Raw genomic sequence first — 17760 nt, forward strand, 5'->3', positions numbered from 1 at the left:
AGTGCCCGACCCGGACGGGCCTACTCCGCGACTTCCCCGTACGCGGCCAGCAACACGGCCGGGTCCGGGCCCTCCAGGACGGTCGGCTTGGCCAGTCCGTCCAGGACGATGAAGCGCAGCAGGTCGCCGCGGGACTTCTTGTCGACCTTCATGGTCTCCAGCAGCTTGGGCCACTGGTCGTAGCGGTAGGTCAGCGGCAGCCCGACCGACTCAAGCACCGCGCGGTGCCGGTCGGCGGTCGCGTCGTCCAACCGGCCCGCGAGACGGCCGAGTTCGGCGGCGAAGTGCATCCCCACGGAGACCGCGGCGCCGTGCCGCCACTTGTACCGCTCGTTCTTCTCGATGGCGTGGGCGAGCGTGTGGCCGTAGTTGAGGATCTCCCGCAGGCCCGACTCCTTCAGGTCGGACGAGACCACCTCGGCCTTGACCCGGATGGAGCGCTCGATCAGCTCGGCGGTGTGCGGCCCCGCCGGGGTGCGGGCGGCCTCGGGATCGGCCTCGATCAGCTCCAGGATCGCCGGGTCCGCGATGAACCCGGCCTTGATGATCTCCGCGAGCCCGGAGACGTAGTCGTTGACCGGCAGCGAGTCCAGCGCGGCGAGGTCGCACAGGACGCCCGCGGGCGGGTGGAAGGAGCCCACCAGGTTCTTGCCCTCGGCGGTGTTGATGCCGGTCTTGCCGCCGACCGCGGCGTCCACCATGGCCAGCACGGTCGTCGGGACGGCGATCCAGCGCACCCCGCGCAGCCAGGTCGCGGCCACGAACCCGGCGAGGTCGGTGGTGGCGCCGCCGCCGACGCCCACGACGACGTCGCTGCGGGTGAACCCGGACTGGCCGAGCGCCTTCCAGCAGTAGGCGGCGACCTCGGCGGTCTTGGCCTCCTCGGCGTTGGGCACCTGGATGGCGACCGCCTCGAAGCCCTGCTCCGCGAGGTCGGCGCGGAGCGCCTCGCCGGTCTCGGCGAGCGCCTCGGGGTGGATGACGGCGACCCGCTTGGCCTTGTCCCCGATCAGCCCGCCGAGTTCACCGAGGAGCTGGCGGCCCACCAGGACCTCGTACGGGTCGCTGCCCGCGGTGCCGCCGACCTGGATGCGGGTGACTGCCTCGCTCATGCTTCCTTCAACTCCAGGGCGTTCAGGACCTCTTGGGTGACCTCTTCGGGCGTACGGCCGTCCGTGGGGACGACCGCGGCGGCGACCTCCTCGTACAGGTGCCGTCTGGCCTCCATCAGCTCGCGCCACTGCTTGCGCGGGTTGACCGCGAGCAGCGGGCGGGCGACGCCGAGTCCGGTCCGCCTGACCGCCTCCTCGACGTCCATGGAGAGGTAGACGACGCGCTGCCCGGCGAGCAGCGCGCGCGTGTCGGCGTCCAGGACCGCGCCGCCGCCGAGCGCGAGGACGCCGTCGTGCTCGGTGAGGGCGGTGCGCACCGCCCGCTTCTCCAGCGCCCGGAAGGCTTCCTCGCCCTCGTCGACGAAGATCTCCGCGATCGTGCGGCCCTCGGCGGTGACGATGTCGTCGTCGGTGTCCCGGTAGCCGGTGCCGAGGTGCTCCGCGAGCAGGTGCCCGACGGTGGACTTGCCGACGCCCATCGGGCCGACGAGGACGAGCAGCGGCCCGGTCACCGGATCGCCAGGTTGTCGAGGTAGCCGCGGACGTTGCGGCGGGTCTCGGTGACGCTGTCGCCGCCGAACTTCTCCGCGACCGCGTCGGCCAGCACCAGCGCCACCATCGCCTCGGCGACGATCCCGGCCGCGGGCACCGCGCACACGTCGGAGCGCTGGTGGTGGGCGGCGGCGGGCTCGCCGGTGACGACGTCCACGGTCTTCAGGGCGCGCGGGACGGTCGCGATGGGCTTCATCGCCGCCCGCACGCGCAGCAGCTCGCCGGTGGTCAGGCCGCCCTCGGTGCCGCCGGAGCGGCCGGTGGCGCGGCGGATGCCCTCGTCGGTGGTGACGATCTCGTCGTGCGCCTGGGAGCCGGGCACGCGGGCGAGGTCGAAGCCGTCGCCGACCTCGACGCCCTTGATCGCCTGGATGCCCATCAGCGCCGCCGCGAGCCGCGCGTCGAGGCGCCGGTCCCAGTGCACGTGCGAGCCGAGGCCGACCGGGACGCCGTAGGCCAGCACCTCGACGACGCCGCCGAGGGTGTCGCCGTCCTTGTGGGCCTGGTCGATCTCCGCGACCATCGCCTTCGACGCGTCGGCGTCCAGGCAGCGCACCGGGTCGGCGTCGAGCCTCTCCACGTCGGCGGGGGTCGGGTAGACGCCGTAGGGGGCCTTCGCGGCGGCCAGCTCGACGACGTGCGAGACGATCTCGATCCCGGCGGTCTCCTTCAGGTACGACCGCGCGACCGCGCCCAGCGCCACCCGGGCCGCGGTCTCCCGCGCGGAGGCCCGCTCCAGGATCGGGCGGGCCTCGTCGAAGCCGTACTTCTGCATCCCCGCGAGGTCGGCGTGGCCGGGGCGGGGGCGGGTCAGCGGGGCGTTGCGGGCCAGCTCGGCCAGTTCGGCCGGGTCCACGGGGTCGGCCGCCATGACCTGCTCCCACTTGGGCCACTCGGTGTTGCCGACCATGACCGCGACGGGCGAGCCGAGGGTCAGTCCGTGCCGGACGCCGCCGATGAAGGTGACCTCGTCCCGCTCGAACTTCATCCGGGCACCGCGTCCATAGCCGAGCCGCCGCCTCGCCAGGTGGTCCGCCACCATCTCCGTGGTGATCGGCACGCCAGCGGGAAGGCCCTCCAGCGTCGCGACGAGTGCGGGACCGTGGGACTCCCCCGCGGTCAGCCAGCGCAACCTGCTCAACGGTGCTCCTCAGTGCTCGCGCCCTGGTACTGCCTCACGTACGCGTGTCCTCGCGTACGCCGTGGCGCGACCGGGGTGCGCGGCCCTGGCCCGCCACCTCCGATCCTCCCACGTCCGGGCCGGTGTCCCGGCCGCCGGTCCACCAGGCGGACGGCCCGTACGGTCAGCCGGTCCCGTCGGGCCGCTGCCGCGGCGCGTAGGCGCCGAGGTAGTCGGCGCCGCTGCCCTGGTCGCTCCGCTGCTGCCGCGGGGCGTAGGGGCCCAGGTAGTCGGCGCCCCTGCCCTGCGGCTGCCGCGGCGCCACCGGCGCGTGGCGCGCCGCCCGGCGCCGACTGATCCAGCCCTTCAGGCTGACGCCCCAGCTCACCACGACGACGAGCAGGATGAGCGCCAGCACACCGATCTGCGCCCAGTCGGGCAGGAATCCGACCACGGCGTCGAAGATCGCGGTCTTGGCGGACGCGAGCTGTGTGTCCACGGACATGAGAAACGCTTCCCCTCCAGGCCCACGCCCCCTGCGTGAGTCGAGCGGATCCTAGCGTTCTTCGAGCGCGTGTTCGCCCGCTTTCCGCATGACGTCCACGGGAGCCGGGGCGTGCCCCGTCATCTGCTCGACCTGGAGCACGGCCTGGTGCACCAGCAGGTCGAGCCCGCTCACGACGGCACCGCCGTACGCCGACCAGCGGGCCGCCAGCGCGGTGGGCCAGGGGTCGTAGAGCACGTCGAAGAGGGTGGCGGGCATCTCCGGTACGGCGGTGGCGAGCGCGTCGGTCGTACCGGCCGGGGTGGTGGCGATCACCAGCGGGGCGCGCAGGGCCGCGGCGGCGTCGGACCAGTCGGCGGTGCGGACCTCGACGTCGAGCCGTTCGCCCCACTGCCGCATCTCCGCGGCGCGGGCGGCACTGCGGACGTAGACCGTGACCGGTCCCGCGCAGATCCGGGCCAGCGCGGCGAGCGCGGAGGAGGCGGTGGCGCCCGCGCCGAGGACGGCGGCGGAGCCGACCTGTTCGATGCCGTGCTCGCGCAGGGCCGCGACCATGCCGGGGATGTCGGTGTTGTCGCCGACGCGGCGGCCGTCCCCGGTGAACACCACCGTGTTGACCGCCTCGACGGAGGCCGCCGTGTCGCTGACCTCGTCGAGCAGCGGGATCACCGCCCGCTTCAGCGGCATGGTCAGCGACAGCCCGGCCCACTCCGCGCCGAGTCCCGCGAGGAAGGCGGGAAGGGCGGCCTCGTCGACCTCGAACCGGTCGTACGACCAGCCCGTGAGCCCCAGGTGCTCGTACGCGGCGCGGTGCAGCACCGGGGAGAGCGAGTGGGCGATGGGCGAACCGAGCACGGCGGCCCGGTGGGCGTCGGTGGCCCGAGGTGTCATTGGTCCGTCCTTGAGCGTCAGTCGTCTACCGCGACGCGTTGAACTGCTCGACGAGCTTCTCGTGCTCGGCGAGCGTCTTGGTGAACTTGCTGGTCTTGCCGTCCAGCGAGATGAAGTAGTACCAGCCGCCGTCCGTCGGGTTGAGCGCGCCCTTGAGCGCCTCCTCCCCCGGGTTGTCGATGGGGCCGGGCGGGAGTCCCTTGACGTAGTACGTGTTGTACGGGTTCTTGAACTGCTTGAGCTCCGCGATCGTCAGGTCGATCTCGCTCTGGTTCTTGATGTAGTTGTACGTGGAGTCGAACTCCAGGGAGCCGTACGTCTCGGGGTTGCCCGGGTCGAGGCGGTTGTAGACGACCTCGGCCATCTTGCGGAAGTCGTCGTGGCTGGTGCCCTCGGCCTGCGCCAGGCTGGCCACGGTGAGCAGCTCCCAGGGGCCGTCGAGGCCCAGGCCCTCCGCCTTCTTCGCCAGGCCCAGTTCCTCGTACTTGTCGTTGGCGCGGCCGACCATCTCCTTCAGGATGGCCTCCGGCTTCTGACCCTTGCTGGCGGCGTAGCTGGACGGGTAGAGGAATCCTTCCAGCGGATCCTTCACGTCGGGGTGGTTCAGTGCCCACTCGGGCAGGCCGAGGCTCTTGTACTCCTCCTTGGCGACCTTGGCCGTGGTGCCCTTGGACAGTTCCAGGCGCTCGTCGATCTTCTCGTAGATCACGACGTTGCGGGTGCCCTCGGGGATGACCAGGTTGTTCTGGCTCTTGGGGTCGAGCATCATGTCGACGGCGCTCGCCGCGGACATCTCCTTGCGCAGCAGGTAGGAGCCCGCCTGGATGGAGTCGCCCTGCGGGTCCTTCGACTGCGCGGCGACGAAGGCGTCCACGCTCTTGACGACGCCCGCCGCCTTCAGCCGACGGCCGATCTCGTAGCCGGTCGCGCCCTTGGGGATCTCGACGGCCACCTCTTCGCTGGTGCCGTCGCCCGCGTAGTCCGGGGCCGCGCCGAAACGATCCTGGTAGAACTGGTAGCCAAAGTAGGCGACCCCGGCCAGCCCGCCGCCGAACACCAGCGCGACCACCAGACAGGCGCACCCGCTGCGGCTCTTCTTGTCCTTGCCGCCGCGCCCGCGCCGGTCCCCGCGCCCGCCCCGGCCGCCGGACTCGTCGCGGTCGTCAGCGCGGTCGTCGTCCTCGTCGTCGCCCGCGAAGAAGGCGTGCTCGCCCTGGTCGGGGCCCGGGTCCCAGTCGGTCCTGGGCTCCGGCTCGGCGCGCCGACGGCTCGGCGGCTCCGGCGGCGGGTAGGCGTCCGGCGTGTTGTAGAAGTCGGGCTGCTCACCGCCGTAGGTGCCGGTCTGCTGGGCGTACGGGTCGGCGGGGTCGCCCGGGTAGGCCGCCTGGGGGGCCGAGCCGTTGGCCCAGCCGCCGGTGTCGTACTGCTGCTGGCCGTAACCCTGGCCCTGTCCTTGGCCCTGTCCTTGCCCCTGCCCTTGGCCGTAGCCCTGCTGCTGCCCGTACTGCTGCTGGTCCTGGCCGCCGTAGTACTGGTCGTACTGCTGCTGGTCGTATCCCTGCTGCTGGTCGTACTGCTGCGCGGTGTACTGCTGCTGGTCGTACTGCTGGGGGTACTGCTGCTGCGGCTGGGCGTACGGGTCCTGCGCTCCCTGGCCCCACTCGCCGTACTGCGGCTGCTGGGGCTGCTGCGGCTGGCCGCCGTAGGAGGACTGCTGGCCCTGCTGGGCCTGCTGTCCATCCCATCCGCCGTCCCCGTACAACGGGTCCTGCGGATCCCACGGTTCGGAGCCCTGGCCCCGGCCATACTCAGTCATCGATCCCCTAGAGCCGCGAGGCGGCGGTCACGCGGCGTCCGGGTCCGGTGTCCGTTCCGCCTCTCCTGTGCGGTAGCTGTTCGAATGCAGCCGCATCGCGCGGAACGTTACCGTATCGCGATCAGATGACCACTTCGACGCCCTCGCCCGGCGGCTTCCCTGACACCCGTTCGGATTCCAGTGCCTGCTGGAGGATGATCACAGCAGCGGCCTGGTCGATGACGGAACGTCCCTTCTTGGACTTCACGCCGGAGGCGCGCAGCCCCTGGCTGGCCGTGACCGTGGTCATCCGCTCGTCGACCAGTCGCACCGGGATCGGCGCGATGCCCTTGGCCAGCTCCTTCGCAAAGACCCGGACCTTGGCCGCGGCCGGGCCCTCGCCCCCCTTGAGGGAGCGGGGGAGTCCGACCACGACCTCAATCGGTTCGTACTCCTCGACGAGCTGCCGCAGGCGGCGGTGTGCGGCCGGGACGTCCCGGCCGGGGACCGTCTCCACAGGGGTGGCGAGGATTCCGTCGGGGTCACAGGAGGCGACCCCGATCCGGGCGTCCCCGACGTCGATGGCGAGGCGTCGGCCACGGCGCATCCCGTGGCCCGCGCCATCCGCCGGTCCGTCGCTCACTTGGCCGTCTCGCCCACGAGGCGCTCGACCGCGTCGACGGCGTCACCGATGGCGGCCGGGTTCTGGCCGCCGCCCTGGGCGACGTCCGGCTTGCCGCCACCGCCGCCGCCGAGCGTCTTGGCGGCCGTACGCACCAGGTCACCGGCCTTGAGGCCGCGCTCGCGGGCGGCGTCGTTGGTGGCGATGACCGTCAGCGGCTTGCCGTTCACCACGGTGAACAGGGCGACCACGGCGGCCCGGCCGCCCTGGATGCGCCCGCGCACGTCGAGGACCAGCTTGCGCAGGTCGTCGGCGGTGGTGCCGTCCGGGACCTGGCCGGTGACCAGGGCGACGCCGCGCACGTCCTTGGCGGACTCCGCGAGTCCGGCGGCGGCCTGGAGCACCTTCTCGGCGCGGAACTTCTCGATCTCCTTCTCGGCGTCCTTCAGCCTGCCGAGCATGGCGGAGACCTTCTCCGGCAGTTCCTCCGAGCGGCCCTTGAGCAGCTCGGTGAGCTGGTTGACCACCGTGTGCTCACGGGCCAGGAAGTTGTAGGCGTCCACACCGACGAGGGCCTCGATACGGCGCACACCCGAGCCGATGGACGACTCGCCCAGCAGCTTCACCAGGCCGAGCTGGGCGGTGTTGTGCACGTGGGTGCCGCCGCACAGCTCCTTGGAGAAGTCCCCGATGGTGACGACGCGCACCCGCTCGCCGTACTTCTCACCGAACTCCGCGATGGCGCCCTGCCGCTTGGCCTCGTCGATGCCCATGACGTCGGCGCGGACGTCGAGGTCGCGGGCGAGCACCTCGTTGATCTTCTGCTCGACGTCCAGCATGACCGTCTGCGGTACGGCGGACGGGGAGCCGAAGTCGAAGCGGAACCGGCCGGGCTGGTTCTCGGAACCGGCCTGGGCGGCCGTCGGGCCGAGGGCGTCGCGCAGGGCCTGGTGGGTGAGGTGGGTGGCGGAGTGGGCGCGGGCGATGGCCTTGCGCCGCCGGTCGTCGATGGCGGCGTGCGCCTTGGCGCCGACGGTGACCTCGCCGACCTGGACGACGCCCTTGTGGACGTACACGCCGGGCACCGGCTTCTGGCAGTCGCGGACCTCGATCACGGCGCCGGAGTCCACCTTGATCCGGCCGGTGTCACCGATCTGGCCGCCGCCCTCGGCGTAGAACGGGGTGCGGTCGAGGACGATCTCGACCTCGTCGCCCTCGGTGGCGGCCGGGGAGGACAGCCCGTCGACGAGGATGCCGACGATCGTGGACTCGCCCTCGGTGTCGGTGTAGCCGATGAACTCGGTGGCACCAGCGGCGTCGGCGATCTCCCGGTAGGCGCCCAGGTCGGCGTGGCCGGTCTTCTTGGCCTGGGCGTCGGCCTTGGCGCGCTCCCGCTGCTCCTTCATCAGGCGCCGGAAGCCGTCCTCGTCCACGGACAGGCCCTGCTCGGCGGCCATCTCCAGGGTGAGGTCGATCGGGAAGCCCCAGGTGTCGTGGAGCAGGAACGCCTTGTCGCCGGGGAGCACCGTGGCACCGGCGGCCTTGGTCTCGCTGACGGCGGTGTCGAGGATGTTGGTGCCCGCCTTCAGCGTCTTCAGGAAGGCGTTCTCCTCGGCGAGGGCGACCTTCTCGATCCGCTCGCGGTCGGTGATCAGCTCGGGGTACTGCTGGCCCATCATGCCGATCACGACGTCGATGAGGTCCTTGACGACCGGGCCGGTGGCACCGAGCAGGCGCATGTTGCGGATGGCGCGGCGCATGATCCGGCGCAGCACGTAGCCGCGGCCCTCGTTGCCGGGGGTGACGCCGTCGCCGATGAGCATGGTGGCGGTGCGCATGTGGTCGGTGACGACGCGCAGGGAGACGTCCGAGGCGTGGGCGTCGCCGTAGCGGACGCCGGTCAGCTCGGTGGCCTTGTCGATCACGGCCATCGAGGTGTCGATCTCGTACATGTTCCGCACGCCCTGGAGGATCATGGCGAGCCGTTCGAGACCGAGTCCGGTGTCGATGTTCTTGCTCGGCAGTTCCCCGAGGATCTCGAAGTTGTCCTTGCCGGTGCCCTCGCCGCGCTCGTACTGCATGAAGACGAGGTTCCAGATCTCCACGTACCGCTCGTCGTTGACGGCGGGGCCGCCCTCGGCGCCGAACTCGGGGCCGCGGTCGTAGTTGATCTCGGAGCAGGGGCCGCACGGGCCGGGCACGCCCATGGACCAGTAGTTGTCCTTCATGCCCAGGCGCTGGATGCGCTCCTTGGGCACGCCGACGACCTCGTGCCAGATGCGCTCGGCCTCGTCGTCGTCCTTGTAGACGGTGATCCAGAGCTTCTCCGGCTCCAGGCCGTAACCGCCCTTGTCCTGGGGGCTGGTGAGCAGCTCCCAGGCGAGCTTGATGGCGCCTTCCTTGAAGTAGTCGCCGAAGGAGAAGTTGCCGCACATCTGGAAGAACGTGCCGTGCCGGGTGGTCTTGCCGACCTCTTCGATGTCGGGGGTGCGCACGCACTTCTGCACGCTGGTGGCGCGGTCGAACGGCGGCTTGACCTCGCCCAGGAAGTAGGGCTTGAACGGCACCATCCCGGCGGGCACGAGGAGCAGAGTCGGGTCGTCCGCGATGAGCGACGCCGAAGGGACGACGGTGTGCCCGCGCTCCTCGAAGAAGCTCAGCCAGCGGCGGCGGATCTCAGCCGACTCCATCAGTGGTCCTCATTCCGGTTGTACGAGTACGTCGTCCGGTCGATGACGTACGTCTTCGTCTTGTTGCTGTTCTCGATGGCGGTGTAGCGCCGGGCGGCGGGGAGTTCGGGGTCGACGGGCGCGTTCAGGCCGAGCGCCTCGCCGAGTTCGGCCTCCCGCTCGGCCATGTTGTCGCGGACGTCGAGCGCGAAGCCGACCGCGCGGTCCTTCAGCCGGTGACCGGCCTCCAGTGCCTTGTTCGCCGCGGTCGCGGCGAGGCTCTCGGGGGTCAGCTGGCGCAGCTTGCGGTTGACCTTGGTGGTGGCCCAGACCCCGGCGGCGACGCCGGTGGTGAACCAGAAGGTACGGCGGAACATCGCTGGCTCTCAGTCCTTCTTTCCCCGGTTGCCGCGCTTTTCGCGGTTTTCGCGGTTTTCGCGGCCGTTGCGCCTGCTCCACCGCGCGGCCGGGACGGTGCGGCCCACGATGACCGTGTGCTGGGGCGCTCGCTCCGGCGCGTCCTCCCGGCGTGCGCCGCCCAGGGCCCGGCGTACGCCGTAGCCGAACGCCGCGACCTTGACCAGGGGGCCGCCGAAGGTGGAGGCGACGGTGGTCGACAGCGCCGACGCGTTCGACGTGACCTCCTGGACGTCCGAGGCGATCGAGTCGACCCGGTCGATCTGGGTCTGCGCGGAGCGCACCGCCGCGGAGGCGTCGGCCAGCAGCGGGACGGCCTGGTCGGTCACGTCCGCCACGAGCTTGGTGGTCGCCCTGAGCGTCTGGGCCAGCCTCGCCAGGGCCACGGCGAGGAAGGACACCAGGATCGCCCAGAAGACGGCCACCAGGATCCCGGCCACCTCTCCACCGGACACTGCGCACCCGCTCCCTGAGCATCGGAAATCTGAGCTTGGAAAAGTCGTGCACCGAGCCTATCGCGCCAGGACCACGGGCTCGCACCGGATTAGGGGGGCGCGCGGGGTTGGGTCTTGTGCGCCGATTGTACGGACTGAATACGATTCAGTACGCTCCGTGTTCCATGCGGGACCATCAGCGCACCGAGGACCCTGTACCCGGCAATCTCCCCCTCGAACTCGACGCGTTCGTGGGCCGGACGGCCGAACTCGCCGGACTGGCCCGCGCGCTCGACGCCTCGCGGCTGGTGACCGTCACCGGCCCCGGCGGGGTCGGCAAGTCACGGCTCGCGGCGCGCGCGGGCGCCGGACGCACCCCGCGCGACGGCGTCTGGCGCGCGGAACTGGCCCCGCTGCGGGACCCGGAGTTCGTCGAACACGCGGTCGTGGAGGCGCTGGCGCTGACGGACCACACCGCCAGGCCGCCGCTCGACGCCCTCTGCGACCATCTCGCCGAACGTGAACTCCTGCTCCTCCTCGACGGGTTCGAGCACCTGGTGGACGCCTGCGCCCAGCTCGTCGGGGAGCTGCTGCGCCGCGCGCCCGGGCTGCGGGTGCTCGCCGTGGGCCGCAGACCGCTGGGCGTGCCGGGCGAGCTGCTGTTCCCGCTGGCCCCGCTGGGTGAGGACGACGCCGTACGGCTGCTGCGGGAGCGGACCGAGCGGCAGGGCGTGCCGCTCGCCGACGACCCGGACGTACGGGAGCTGTGCCGACGCCTCGACGGCATCCCGCTGGCCGTGGAGCTGGCGGCGGGGCGGCTGCGGGCGCTGGCCCCGCGCCGTCTCCTGGACCGGCTCGGGGACCGGTTCCGGCTCCTGGACGGCGGCCCGTGCGACGGCCTGCCCCGGCACCGCACGCTGCGCACGGCGATCGGCTGGAGCCACGAGCTGTGCACCCCGCCCGAGCGGCTGCTGTGGGCGCGCCTGTCGGTGTTTGCCGGAACGTTCGACCTGGAGGCCGCCGAGTACGTGTGCAGCGGCGACGGCCTGCCCTCCGACGACGTCCTCGACGTCCTGGCGCGGCTGCTCGACCAGTCGGTACTGGCCCGCGAGGAGACCCCGGCCGGGGTGCGCTACCGGATGCTCGACACCGTCCGGGCCTACGGCGCCGAGTGGCTCACGGCGACCGGGGACGCCGAGCGGCTGCGGCGGCGGCACCGGGACTGGTACCTGGGCCTGGCGACCTGGTGCGAGCTGGAGTGGTTCTCGCCCCGGCAGCACGAGGTCGCCGCGCGGGTCGAGGCGGAGCTGCCGAACCTGCGGGAGGCGCTGGAGCACTGCCTGAGCGAGCCGGACGGCACGCACCTCGGGCAGTACCTCGCCGGTTCGCTGTGGTTCCACTGGGTGGGCTGCGGGCGGCTCGCGGAGGGGCGGCACTGGCTGGTGCGCTGTCTGGAGCCGGAGACGGAGCGGGCCGCGGCTCGCGGGGCCGGTGAGCAGTCCCGGCTGAAGGCGCTGTGGGTGCTCGGCTACGTGGCCGTCCTCCAGGGCGACCCGGTCACGGCGCTGGGCGCGCTGGAGGAGTGCCGGGAGGCGGCCGAGCGGGTCGCGAGCCCGACCGCGATGGCGTACGCGGAGCACCGCAGGGGCTGTCTGGCGCTGGTCACCGACGACATGGCGTGCGCGGAGCGGCTGCTGCGGTCGGCGCTGGAGCGCTACCGGGAGATCGGCGAGCTGAACAGCAACGTCCTGATGGGCCAGGTCGAACTGGCGATGACCCGGGCCTTCCAGGGCGACCTCGCGGACGCGGTACGGCTGTGCGAGGACGTCCGCCGGGTCTGCGAGGACCACGGCGAGCGCTGGGCGCGCGGGTACGCCCTGTACGTGCTGGCGTACGCGGCCTGGCGCGAGGGTGAGCTGGCCACCGCCCGCGAGCTGCTGACGGAGGGGCTGAAGGGCGCGCACGCCTTCCGTGACCTGCTCGGCTCGGTGCTGGCTGTGGAGCTGCTGGCCCTGGTCACGGTGGCCGAGGGCGACCCGGCGGAGGCGGCGGTGCTCCAGGGCGCGGCGGCCGGGATGTGGCCCTCGGTGGGGCTGCCGCTGTTCGGCTCGGCCTACTACAACGCCCCGCACGAGCGCTGCGAGGCGCTGGCCCGCGAGCAGCTCGGCGACGAGCGGTACGCGCGGGGCGTGCGGGAGGGGACGCGGCTCGGCCGGGAGGCGGCGGTGGCGCGGGCGCTGCGCGGCGGCCCGGCCGACGGGGACCGTGCGCTGTCGGCGGTTCCGGCGCCGCGCGGGGCGGTGGCGCGGGGTGCGCCGGAGGGGGCGGAACAGCACGAACCCGCCGCCTCGCGCACCCGGAGGGGTGGCGAGACGGCGGGCTGAGGTACCGCTGGGGTGACCGCGCCGGCTGGGGTCAGCGGGCGTAGTACTCGACGACGAGCTGCTCGTCGCAGATCACCGGGATCTCCTTGCGGTTCGGCTCACGGTCCAGGCGGAACGCCAGGGCCTTGAGGTTCACCTGGAGGTAGCGCGGGGTCTCGCCGTCGGGGGCGAAGCCGCCCTCGCGGGCGATCTGGAACAGCGTCTTGTCCTTGCTGCGGTCGCGGACCTGCACGACGTCGTCCGGGCGGACGCGGAAGGACGGCTTGTCGACCTTCTGGCCGTTGACCTGGATGTGGCCGTGGACGACCATCTGGCGGGCCTGGTAGATCGTGCGGGCGATGCCCGAACGCAGGACCAGGGCGTCGAGGCGGCGCTCCAGCTCGATGATCAGGGCCTCACCGGTCTTGCCCTGAACCTTGGAGGCACGCTCGTAGGCGCGGACGAGCTGGCGCTCGGACACGTCGTACTGCGCGCGCAGACGCTGCTTCTCCAGCAGACGGACCTTGTAGTCCGAGTTCTGCTTGCGGCCACGACCGTGCTCACCCGGCGGGTAGGGACGGGCCTCGAAGTACTTGACGGCCTTCGGGGTCAGCGCGATGCCGAGGGCACGCGACTTCTTGACCTTGGGGCGGGACTGGTTCGCCACTGTCTCTCATTTCCTAGTTCGGCTCGTCAGGGTGGTGAGGGAGGTCGCATCCGCAGCCGGGGAAACCCGCCGGGTCCGCGTGGGACCTGTCGGGCAGCCGCTCCCCTGGTCTGGGCACATACGTGCAGCACGCGAGTGGCCCACCGACCGCTTCCCTGACCTGCTGGGATGGTGGTGGGCTGCCCGCGACACCGTTCGACGGTGCGCGACGCTCCTGGAGCCGGTCCCTGAGGACCGGGTCTCCGGCTGGTTGTCCCGTTCTGACAGCGCGGGACTCAGCACTTCGGAGCAGTCTACAGGGTACTCAGGGCCGCTTCCGACCGAGGTTCTTGCGGGTCCACTCCACGGCGTCCGCGTATCTGGCCTCGGCGCCGTGCCGGGTCGGGGTGTAGTACTCGCGGTCCCGCAACGCGTCCGGCGCGTACTGCTGGGCGGCGATGCCCTCGGGCAGGTCGTGCGGGTAGACGTACCCCTGCGCGTGCCCCAGCTTGGCGGCGCCCTTGTAGTGCCCGTCCCGCAGGTGCGGCGGCACGGGCCCGGCCAGGCCCTTGCGTACGTCGTCCAGGGCGGCGCCTATCGCGGTGGTCGCGGCGTTGGACTTGGGCGCGAGCGCGAGGGCGATGGTGGCGTGGCTGAGGGTGAGGGCGGCCTCGGGGAAGCCGATCATGGCGACGGCCTGCGCGGCGGCCACGGCGATGGGCAGGGCGTTCGGGTCGGCGAGGCCGATGTCCTCGCTGGCGGAGATCATCAGGCGGCGGGCGATGAAGCGGGGGTCCTCCCCGGCCTCGATCATGCGGGCCAGGTAGTGCAGGGCTGCGTCGACGTCGGAGCCGCGGATGGACTTGATCAGGGCGCTGGCGACGTCGTAGTGCTGGTCGCCGTCGCGGTCGTACTTCACCGCGGCGCGGTCGACCGTCTCCTCCAGCGTCGTCAGCGCGATCTCCGTGTCGCCCTTGTCGAGGGCGGACCCGGCCGCGGCCTCCAGGGCGGTCAGGGCGCGGCGGGCGTCTCCCCCGGCGATGCGCAGCAGGTGCGCCTCGGTGTCCTCGGGGAGGGTGACGGCTCCCTTCAGGCCGCGGTCGTCGGCGAGGGCGCGGCGCAGCAGGGCGCGGATGTCGTCGTCGGTGAGGGGTTCGAGGGTGAGCAGCAGGGAGCGGGAGAGCAGCGGGGAGATCACCGAGAAGTACGGGTTCTCGGTGGTGGCGGCGATCAGGGTGACCCAGCGGTTCTCGACGGCGGGGAGCAGGGAGTCCTGCTGGGCCTTGCTGAAGCGGTGGATCTCGTCGAGGAAGAGGACGGTCTCCTTGCCGTACCCCCCGGTGGCGCGGCGGGCGCCGTCGATGACCGCGCGGACCTCCTTGACCCCGGCGGTGATCGCGGACAGCTCCACGAACCGCTTGTTGGTGGCCTTGGAGACGACGTATGCCAGGGTGGTCTTGCCGGTGCCGGGCGGGCCCCAGAGGATCACCGAGGACGGCCCGGCCGGGCCGGAGGCGCCCTCGCCGACCAGGCGGCGCAGGGGTGAGCCGGGTTTGAGCAGGTGCTGCTGGCCCACGACCTCGTCGAGGGTGCGCGGGCGCATCCGCGCCGCCAGGGGGCTGCTGGACGGCTCCTTCTCCTGGCGGTCTTCGGCTGCGGCGGTGAACAGGTCGGGCTCCACGCTCAGAACCCTAAATCACCGCACTGACAACGCGGTCCCGGCCGTCAGCTCAGCCAGAAGTCCCACCACCGGGTCAGGATCAGCATCCCGATGATCCCGATGTGCAGCACCGGCATGACCCAGGTGAACTCGTCGAAGAAGCCCCTGAGCCAGCCCGGCGCGGGCAGGAAGCCCTTGCGGACGTTGAACGAGGTCACGTACCAGAACATGATGATCGTGGCGACCCAGGCGAGGCAGCACCACAGGCACAGGGCGTTGATCCGGTACAGCGACTGGAACATCAGCCAGGCGCAGAACACGACGCCGAAGAGGGTGCCCGCGTTGAGGGTGAGCCAGTACCAGCGCGGGAAGCGGGCCCGCGCGAGCAGGGCCATGCCGACGCCGATGACGATGCCGTAGGCGACCAGGCCCAGCATCGGGTTGGGGAAGCCGAAGACGGACGCCTGGTCGCTCTCCATGACGCTGCCGCAGGAGACGACGGGGTTGAGGCTGCACCCGGGGGTGAACGTCTCCCCCGCGACCTTGGCCTCCAGGATCTTGAACTTGTCGATCGTGATGACCCAGGCGGCGAGCAGCCCCGCGGCGCCGGTGATCACCAGCAGCAGGGCGAGCGCCCGGCTGCCGCCCTCGGTGCGCGGCCCGTCGTCGGCCCGCGGGTCGACTCCGGTGGAGACGCCCTGCACAGTCGTCTTGCTCATCACGCCGATTCCGTCGCTAGGGGGTGGGGGGCCGTTTACGGCACGGGTCATTGTGCCGCACACGCCTGTGTGGGGGCCGTTCGATCCGGATAAGGACATACGGCCGAGACCACCCACCCCCGGCCGTCAGCCGAGCCGGGACTCCAGTTCCGCGACGATCTCGTTGACGCCGATCGCCGTCTGCTCGCCGGAGTCCATGTCCTTGAGCTGGACGACGCCCTCGGCGAGGTCGCGTTCGCCGAGGACGAGGGTGTAGCGGGCGCCGCTGCGGTTGGCCGCCTTCATCGCCGCCTTCAGGCCCTTGCCGCCGTAGGAGAAGTCCGCCGCGATGCCGTTCTTGCGCAGCTCGGTGACCTTGCCGAACAGGACGCGGCGGGCCTCCTCCCCGAGGGGGACGGCGAAGACGCTGGTGGTGGCGGGGAGTTCCAGGGCGACGCCCTCCGCCTCCAGGGCCAGCACCGTGCGGTCGACGCCGAGTGCCCAGCCGACGGACGGCAGCGCGGGGCCGCCGATCATCTCGGACAGGCCGTCGTAGCGACCGCCGCCGCCCACCGCGGACTGGGAGCCGAGGCCGTCGTGCACGAACTCGAAGGTGGTGCGGGTGTAGTAGTCCAGGCCGCGCACCAGCTTCGCGTCGTCCTCGAAGGCCACGCCCGCCGCCGTGAGCAGCTCGCGGACCTCCTCGTGGTACGCCTTGCAGGCGTCGCACAGGTAGTCGCGCAGCAGCGGGGCGTCGGTGAGCTGCTTCTGGACGTCGGGGCGCTTGTCGTCGAGGACGCGCAGCGGGTTGATCTCGGCGCGGCGCAGGGTGTCCTCGTCGAGGTCGAGACCGCGCAGGAAGTCCTGGAGGGCGGTCCGGTACACCGGGCGGCACTCCTTGTCGCCCAGGCTGTTCAGCAGGATGCGGAAGTTCCTGAGGCCCAGCGAGCGGTACGCCTGGTCGGCCAGGATGATCAGCTCGGCGTCCAGCGCCGGGTCCTCCGCGCCGATCGCCTCGGCGCCGACCTGCGAGAAGTGGCGGTAGCGGCCCTTCTGGGGGCGCTCGTAGCGGTAGTAGGAGCCGGAGTACCAGAGCTTGACCGGGAGGTTGCCCGCCTTGTGCAGGTTGGCCTCCAGCGCGGCGCGCAGCACGGAGGCGGTGCCCTCGGGGCGCAGGGCGAGCCGGTCGCCGCCCTTGGTCTCGAAGGCGTACATCTCCTTGGTCACGATGTCGGTGGACTCGCCCACCCCGCGCGCGAACAGTTCCACGTTCTCGAAGCCGGGCGTCTCGACGTAGCCGTAGCCGGAGTTGCGCAGCGGCGCGGCGATCGCCTCGCGGACCGCCAGGAACTTGGCGCTGTCCGGCGGGATGAGGTCGTACGTGCCCTTGGGGGCCTTGAAGGTGCTCACGGGAGTTCTCTCGTCACATTCCTCGTCGGGGAGCCTGGTCGGCGGCTCCCTGGCCGTCGGCCACCTGCCGCAGGTACGGGTTGGTGGCGCGCTCCCGGCCGATGGTCGTCTGGGGGCCGTGTCCGGACAGCACCACGGTCGAGTCGTCGAGCGGCAGGCACACGCGGGCCAGCGAGTCGAGCATCTCGGCCATGTCGCCACCGGGCAGGTCGGTGCGTCCGATGGAGCCGGCGAACAGCAGGTCGCCCGAGAACATGACCGGCGGGATGTCCGCCGCCTCGGGCATACCGAAGGTCACCGACCCCTTGGTATGGCCCGGCGCGTGCGCGACCGACAGTTCGAGACCGGCCAGTTCCAGCGTGGCGCCGTCGGCCAGCTCCTTGACGTCGTCCGGTTCCCCGACGGTCAGCTCGCCCATCAGCGGCATCCCGATGGAGCGGCCGATGCCCTTCTCCGGGTCGCTCATCATGTAGCGGTCGGCGGGGTGGATCCAGGCGGGCACGTCGTGCGCGCCGCACACCGGGACGACCGAGGCGACGTGGTCGATGTGGCCGTGGGTGAGCACGACGGCGACCGGCTTGAGGCGGTGCTTGGCGACCGCCTCCGCGACGCCCTGGGCGGCCTGGTGGCCGGGGTCGATGATCACGCACTCCTCACCGGCGGCGGGGGCGACGAGATAACAGTTCGTCCCCCAGGCCCCGGCGGGGAACCCGGCAATGAGCACGATCGTCCTTCGTTGTGTCGGTTCGAGTGGCTTGTGAATGGGCTGCGCCTGAGGCCAGAAGCCTACCGGCGCTGCCGCATCCTCAGGGAACCCATATACGGTACGGGGCACACACGCGCGCGGTTGACTCCAGGGCGCGTAA

Annotated in this window: 16 protein-coding genes; 1 reads left to right on the plus strand and 15 read right to left on the minus strand. The window is 71.7% G+C overall.

What is annotated here, in order from left to right:
• Nucleotides 1–20: 20 nt before the first annotated feature.
• From aroB to ACFQZ6_RS05745, 10 genes are all read right to left on the minus strand, one after another.
• Nucleotides 21–1112, minus strand: coding sequence for a 3-dehydroquinate synthase (aroB, locus tag ACFQZ6_RS05700; protein ID WP_381605257.1), 1092 nt, complete (start codon nt 1110–1112; stop codon nt 21–23).
• Nucleotides 1109–1624 carry a shikimate kinase gene (locus ACFQZ6_RS05705; protein WP_381605258.1) on the minus strand — a complete coding sequence of 172 codons (516 nt, stop codon included), beginning with the start codon at nt 1622–1624 and terminating at the stop codon, nt 1109–1111. Before ACFQZ6_RS05705 ends, aroB begins: the two co-directional genes overlap by 4 nt.
• The gene (gene aroC / locus ACFQZ6_RS05710; RefSeq protein ID WP_381605259.1) at nt 1621–2805 is read right to left on the minus strand and encodes a chorismate synthase; all 1185 of its coding nucleotides are present in this window, start codon (nt 2803–2805) and stop codon (nt 1621–1623) included. The genes ACFQZ6_RS05705 and aroC overlap by 4 nt, the downstream gene beginning before the upstream one ends.
• A 163-nt stretch (nt 2806–2968) precedes the next feature.
• Nucleotides 2969–3289 carry a hypothetical protein gene (locus ACFQZ6_RS05715; RefSeq protein ID WP_381605260.1) on the minus strand — a complete coding sequence of 107 codons (321 nt, stop codon included), beginning with the start codon at nt 3287–3289 and terminating at the stop codon, nt 2969–2971.
• A gap of 51 nt (nt 3290–3340) precedes the next feature.
• Nucleotides 3341–4180: a shikimate dehydrogenase gene (locus ACFQZ6_RS05720; RefSeq protein WP_381605261.1), complete on the minus strand. Its 840-nt coding sequence runs from the start codon at nt 4178–4180 to the stop codon at nt 3341–3343.
• A 25-nt stretch (nt 4181–4205) separates the two neighbouring features.
• The gene (mltG, locus tag ACFQZ6_RS05725; RefSeq protein WP_381605262.1) at nt 4206–5996 is read right to left on the minus strand and encodes an endolytic transglycosylase MltG; all 1791 of its coding nucleotides are present in this window, start codon (nt 5994–5996) and stop codon (nt 4206–4208) included.
• Between the two features lie 121 nt (nt 5997–6117).
• Complete coding sequence (gene ruvX, locus ACFQZ6_RS05730) at nt 6118–6582, minus strand: Holliday junction resolvase RuvX (protein ID WP_381618097.1); 465 nt, start codon at nt 6580–6582, stop codon at nt 6118–6120.
• Between the two features lie 32 nt (nt 6583–6614).
• Entirely contained in the window at nt 6615–9287 is a 2673-nt protein-coding gene (gene alaS, locus ACFQZ6_RS05735) for an alanine--tRNA ligase (RefSeq protein WP_381605263.1), read from the minus strand.
• Nucleotides 9287–9643, minus strand: coding sequence for a hypothetical protein (locus tag ACFQZ6_RS05740; protein ID WP_381605264.1), 357 nt, complete (start codon nt 9641–9643; stop codon nt 9287–9289). Before ACFQZ6_RS05740 ends, alaS begins: the two co-directional genes overlap by 1 nt.
• 9 nt (nt 9644–9652) lie before the next feature.
• The gene (locus ACFQZ6_RS05745; RefSeq protein ID WP_381605265.1) at nt 9653–10138 is read right to left on the minus strand and encodes a DUF948 domain-containing protein; all 486 of its coding nucleotides are present in this window, start codon (nt 10136–10138) and stop codon (nt 9653–9655) included.
• Between the two features lie 164 nt (nt 10139–10302).
• Between ACFQZ6_RS05745 and ACFQZ6_RS05750 the strand changes: the two genes are divergently transcribed.
• The gene (locus ACFQZ6_RS05750; RefSeq protein WP_381605266.1) at nt 10303–12501 is read left to right on the plus strand and encodes an ATP-binding protein; all 2199 of its coding nucleotides are present in this window, start codon (nt 10303–10305) and stop codon (nt 12499–12501) included.
• Nucleotides 12502–12532: 31 nt separating this feature from the next.
• Here ACFQZ6_RS05750 and rpsD read toward each other — a convergent pair whose 3' ends face one another.
• The 5 genes from rpsD to ACFQZ6_RS05775 all read right to left on the minus strand — a co-directional run bounded on the left by rpsD (nt 12533) and on the right by ACFQZ6_RS05775 (nt 17618).
• Nucleotides 12533–13147, minus strand: a complete 615-nt coding sequence (gene rpsD / locus ACFQZ6_RS05755) for a 30S ribosomal protein S4 (protein ID WP_066996810.1) — start codon at nt 13145–13147, stop codon at nt 12533–12535.
• A 304-nt stretch (nt 13148–13451) separates the two neighbouring features.
• Nucleotides 13452–14807: a replication-associated recombination protein A gene (locus ACFQZ6_RS05760; protein ID WP_381605267.1), complete on the minus strand. Its 1356-nt coding sequence runs from the start codon at nt 14805–14807 to the stop codon at nt 13452–13454.
• A gap of 44 nt (nt 14808–14851) precedes the next feature.
• A complete protein-coding gene (locus ACFQZ6_RS05765) occupies nt 14852–15505 on the minus strand; it encodes a vitamin K epoxide reductase family protein (RefSeq protein ID WP_381605269.1) in 654 nt (217 codons plus the stop codon).
• Between the two features lie 126 nt (nt 15506–15631).
• Nucleotides 15632–16894 carry a histidine--tRNA ligase gene (hisS, locus tag ACFQZ6_RS05770; protein ID WP_381605271.1) on the minus strand — a complete coding sequence of 421 codons (1263 nt, stop codon included), beginning with the start codon at nt 16892–16894 and terminating at the stop codon, nt 15632–15634.
• A gap of 13 nt (nt 16895–16907) precedes the next feature.
• Nucleotides 16908–17618 (minus strand): MBL fold metallo-hydrolase, encoded by a 711-nt coding sequence (locus ACFQZ6_RS05775; RefSeq protein ID WP_381605274.1) that lies wholly within the window; start codon nt 17616–17618, stop codon nt 16908–16910.
• Between the last annotated feature and the right edge of the window lie 142 nt (nt 17619–17760).

Origin of the sequence: Streptomyces flavalbus (genome assembly GCF_042674625.1) — a bacterium.
Lineage (GTDB): Bacteria > Actinomycetota > Actinomycetes > Streptomycetales > Streptomycetaceae > Streptomyces > Streptomyces flavalbus.

Coding starts and splice junctions, on each gene's coding strand:
- ACFQZ6_RS05720 (WP_381605261.1), bottom strand. CDS start 4,180: ATGACACCTCGGGCCACCGACGCCCACCGGGCCGCCGTGCTCGGTTCG.
- ruvX (WP_381618097.1), bottom strand. CDS start 6,582: ATGCGCCGTGGCCGACGCCTCGCCATCGACGTCGGGGACGCCCGGATC.
- mltG (WP_381605262.1), bottom strand. CDS start 5,996: ATGACTGAGTATGGCCGGGGCCAGGGCTCCGAACCGTGGGATCCGCAG.
- ACFQZ6_RS05750 (WP_381605266.1), top strand. CDS start 10,303: ATGCGGGACCATCAGCGCACCGAGGACCCTGTACCCGGCAATCTCCCC.
- ACFQZ6_RS05765 (WP_381605269.1), bottom strand. CDS start 15,505: ATGAGCAAGACGACTGTGCAGGGCGTCTCCACCGGAGTCGACCCGCGG.
- ACFQZ6_RS05740 (WP_381605264.1), bottom strand. CDS start 9,643: ATGTTCCGCCGTACCTTCTGGTTCACCACCGGCGTCGCCGCCGGGGTC.
- alaS (WP_381605263.1), bottom strand. CDS start 9,287: ATGGAGTCGGCTGAGATCCGCCGCCGCTGGCTGAGCTTCTTCGAGGAG.
- aroB (WP_381605257.1), bottom strand. CDS start 1,112: ATGAGCGAGGCAGTCACCCGCATCCAGGTCGGCGGCACCGCGGGCAGC.
- ACFQZ6_RS05715 (WP_381605260.1), bottom strand. CDS start 3,289: ATGTCCGTGGACACACAGCTCGCGTCCGCCAAGACCGCGATCTTCGAC.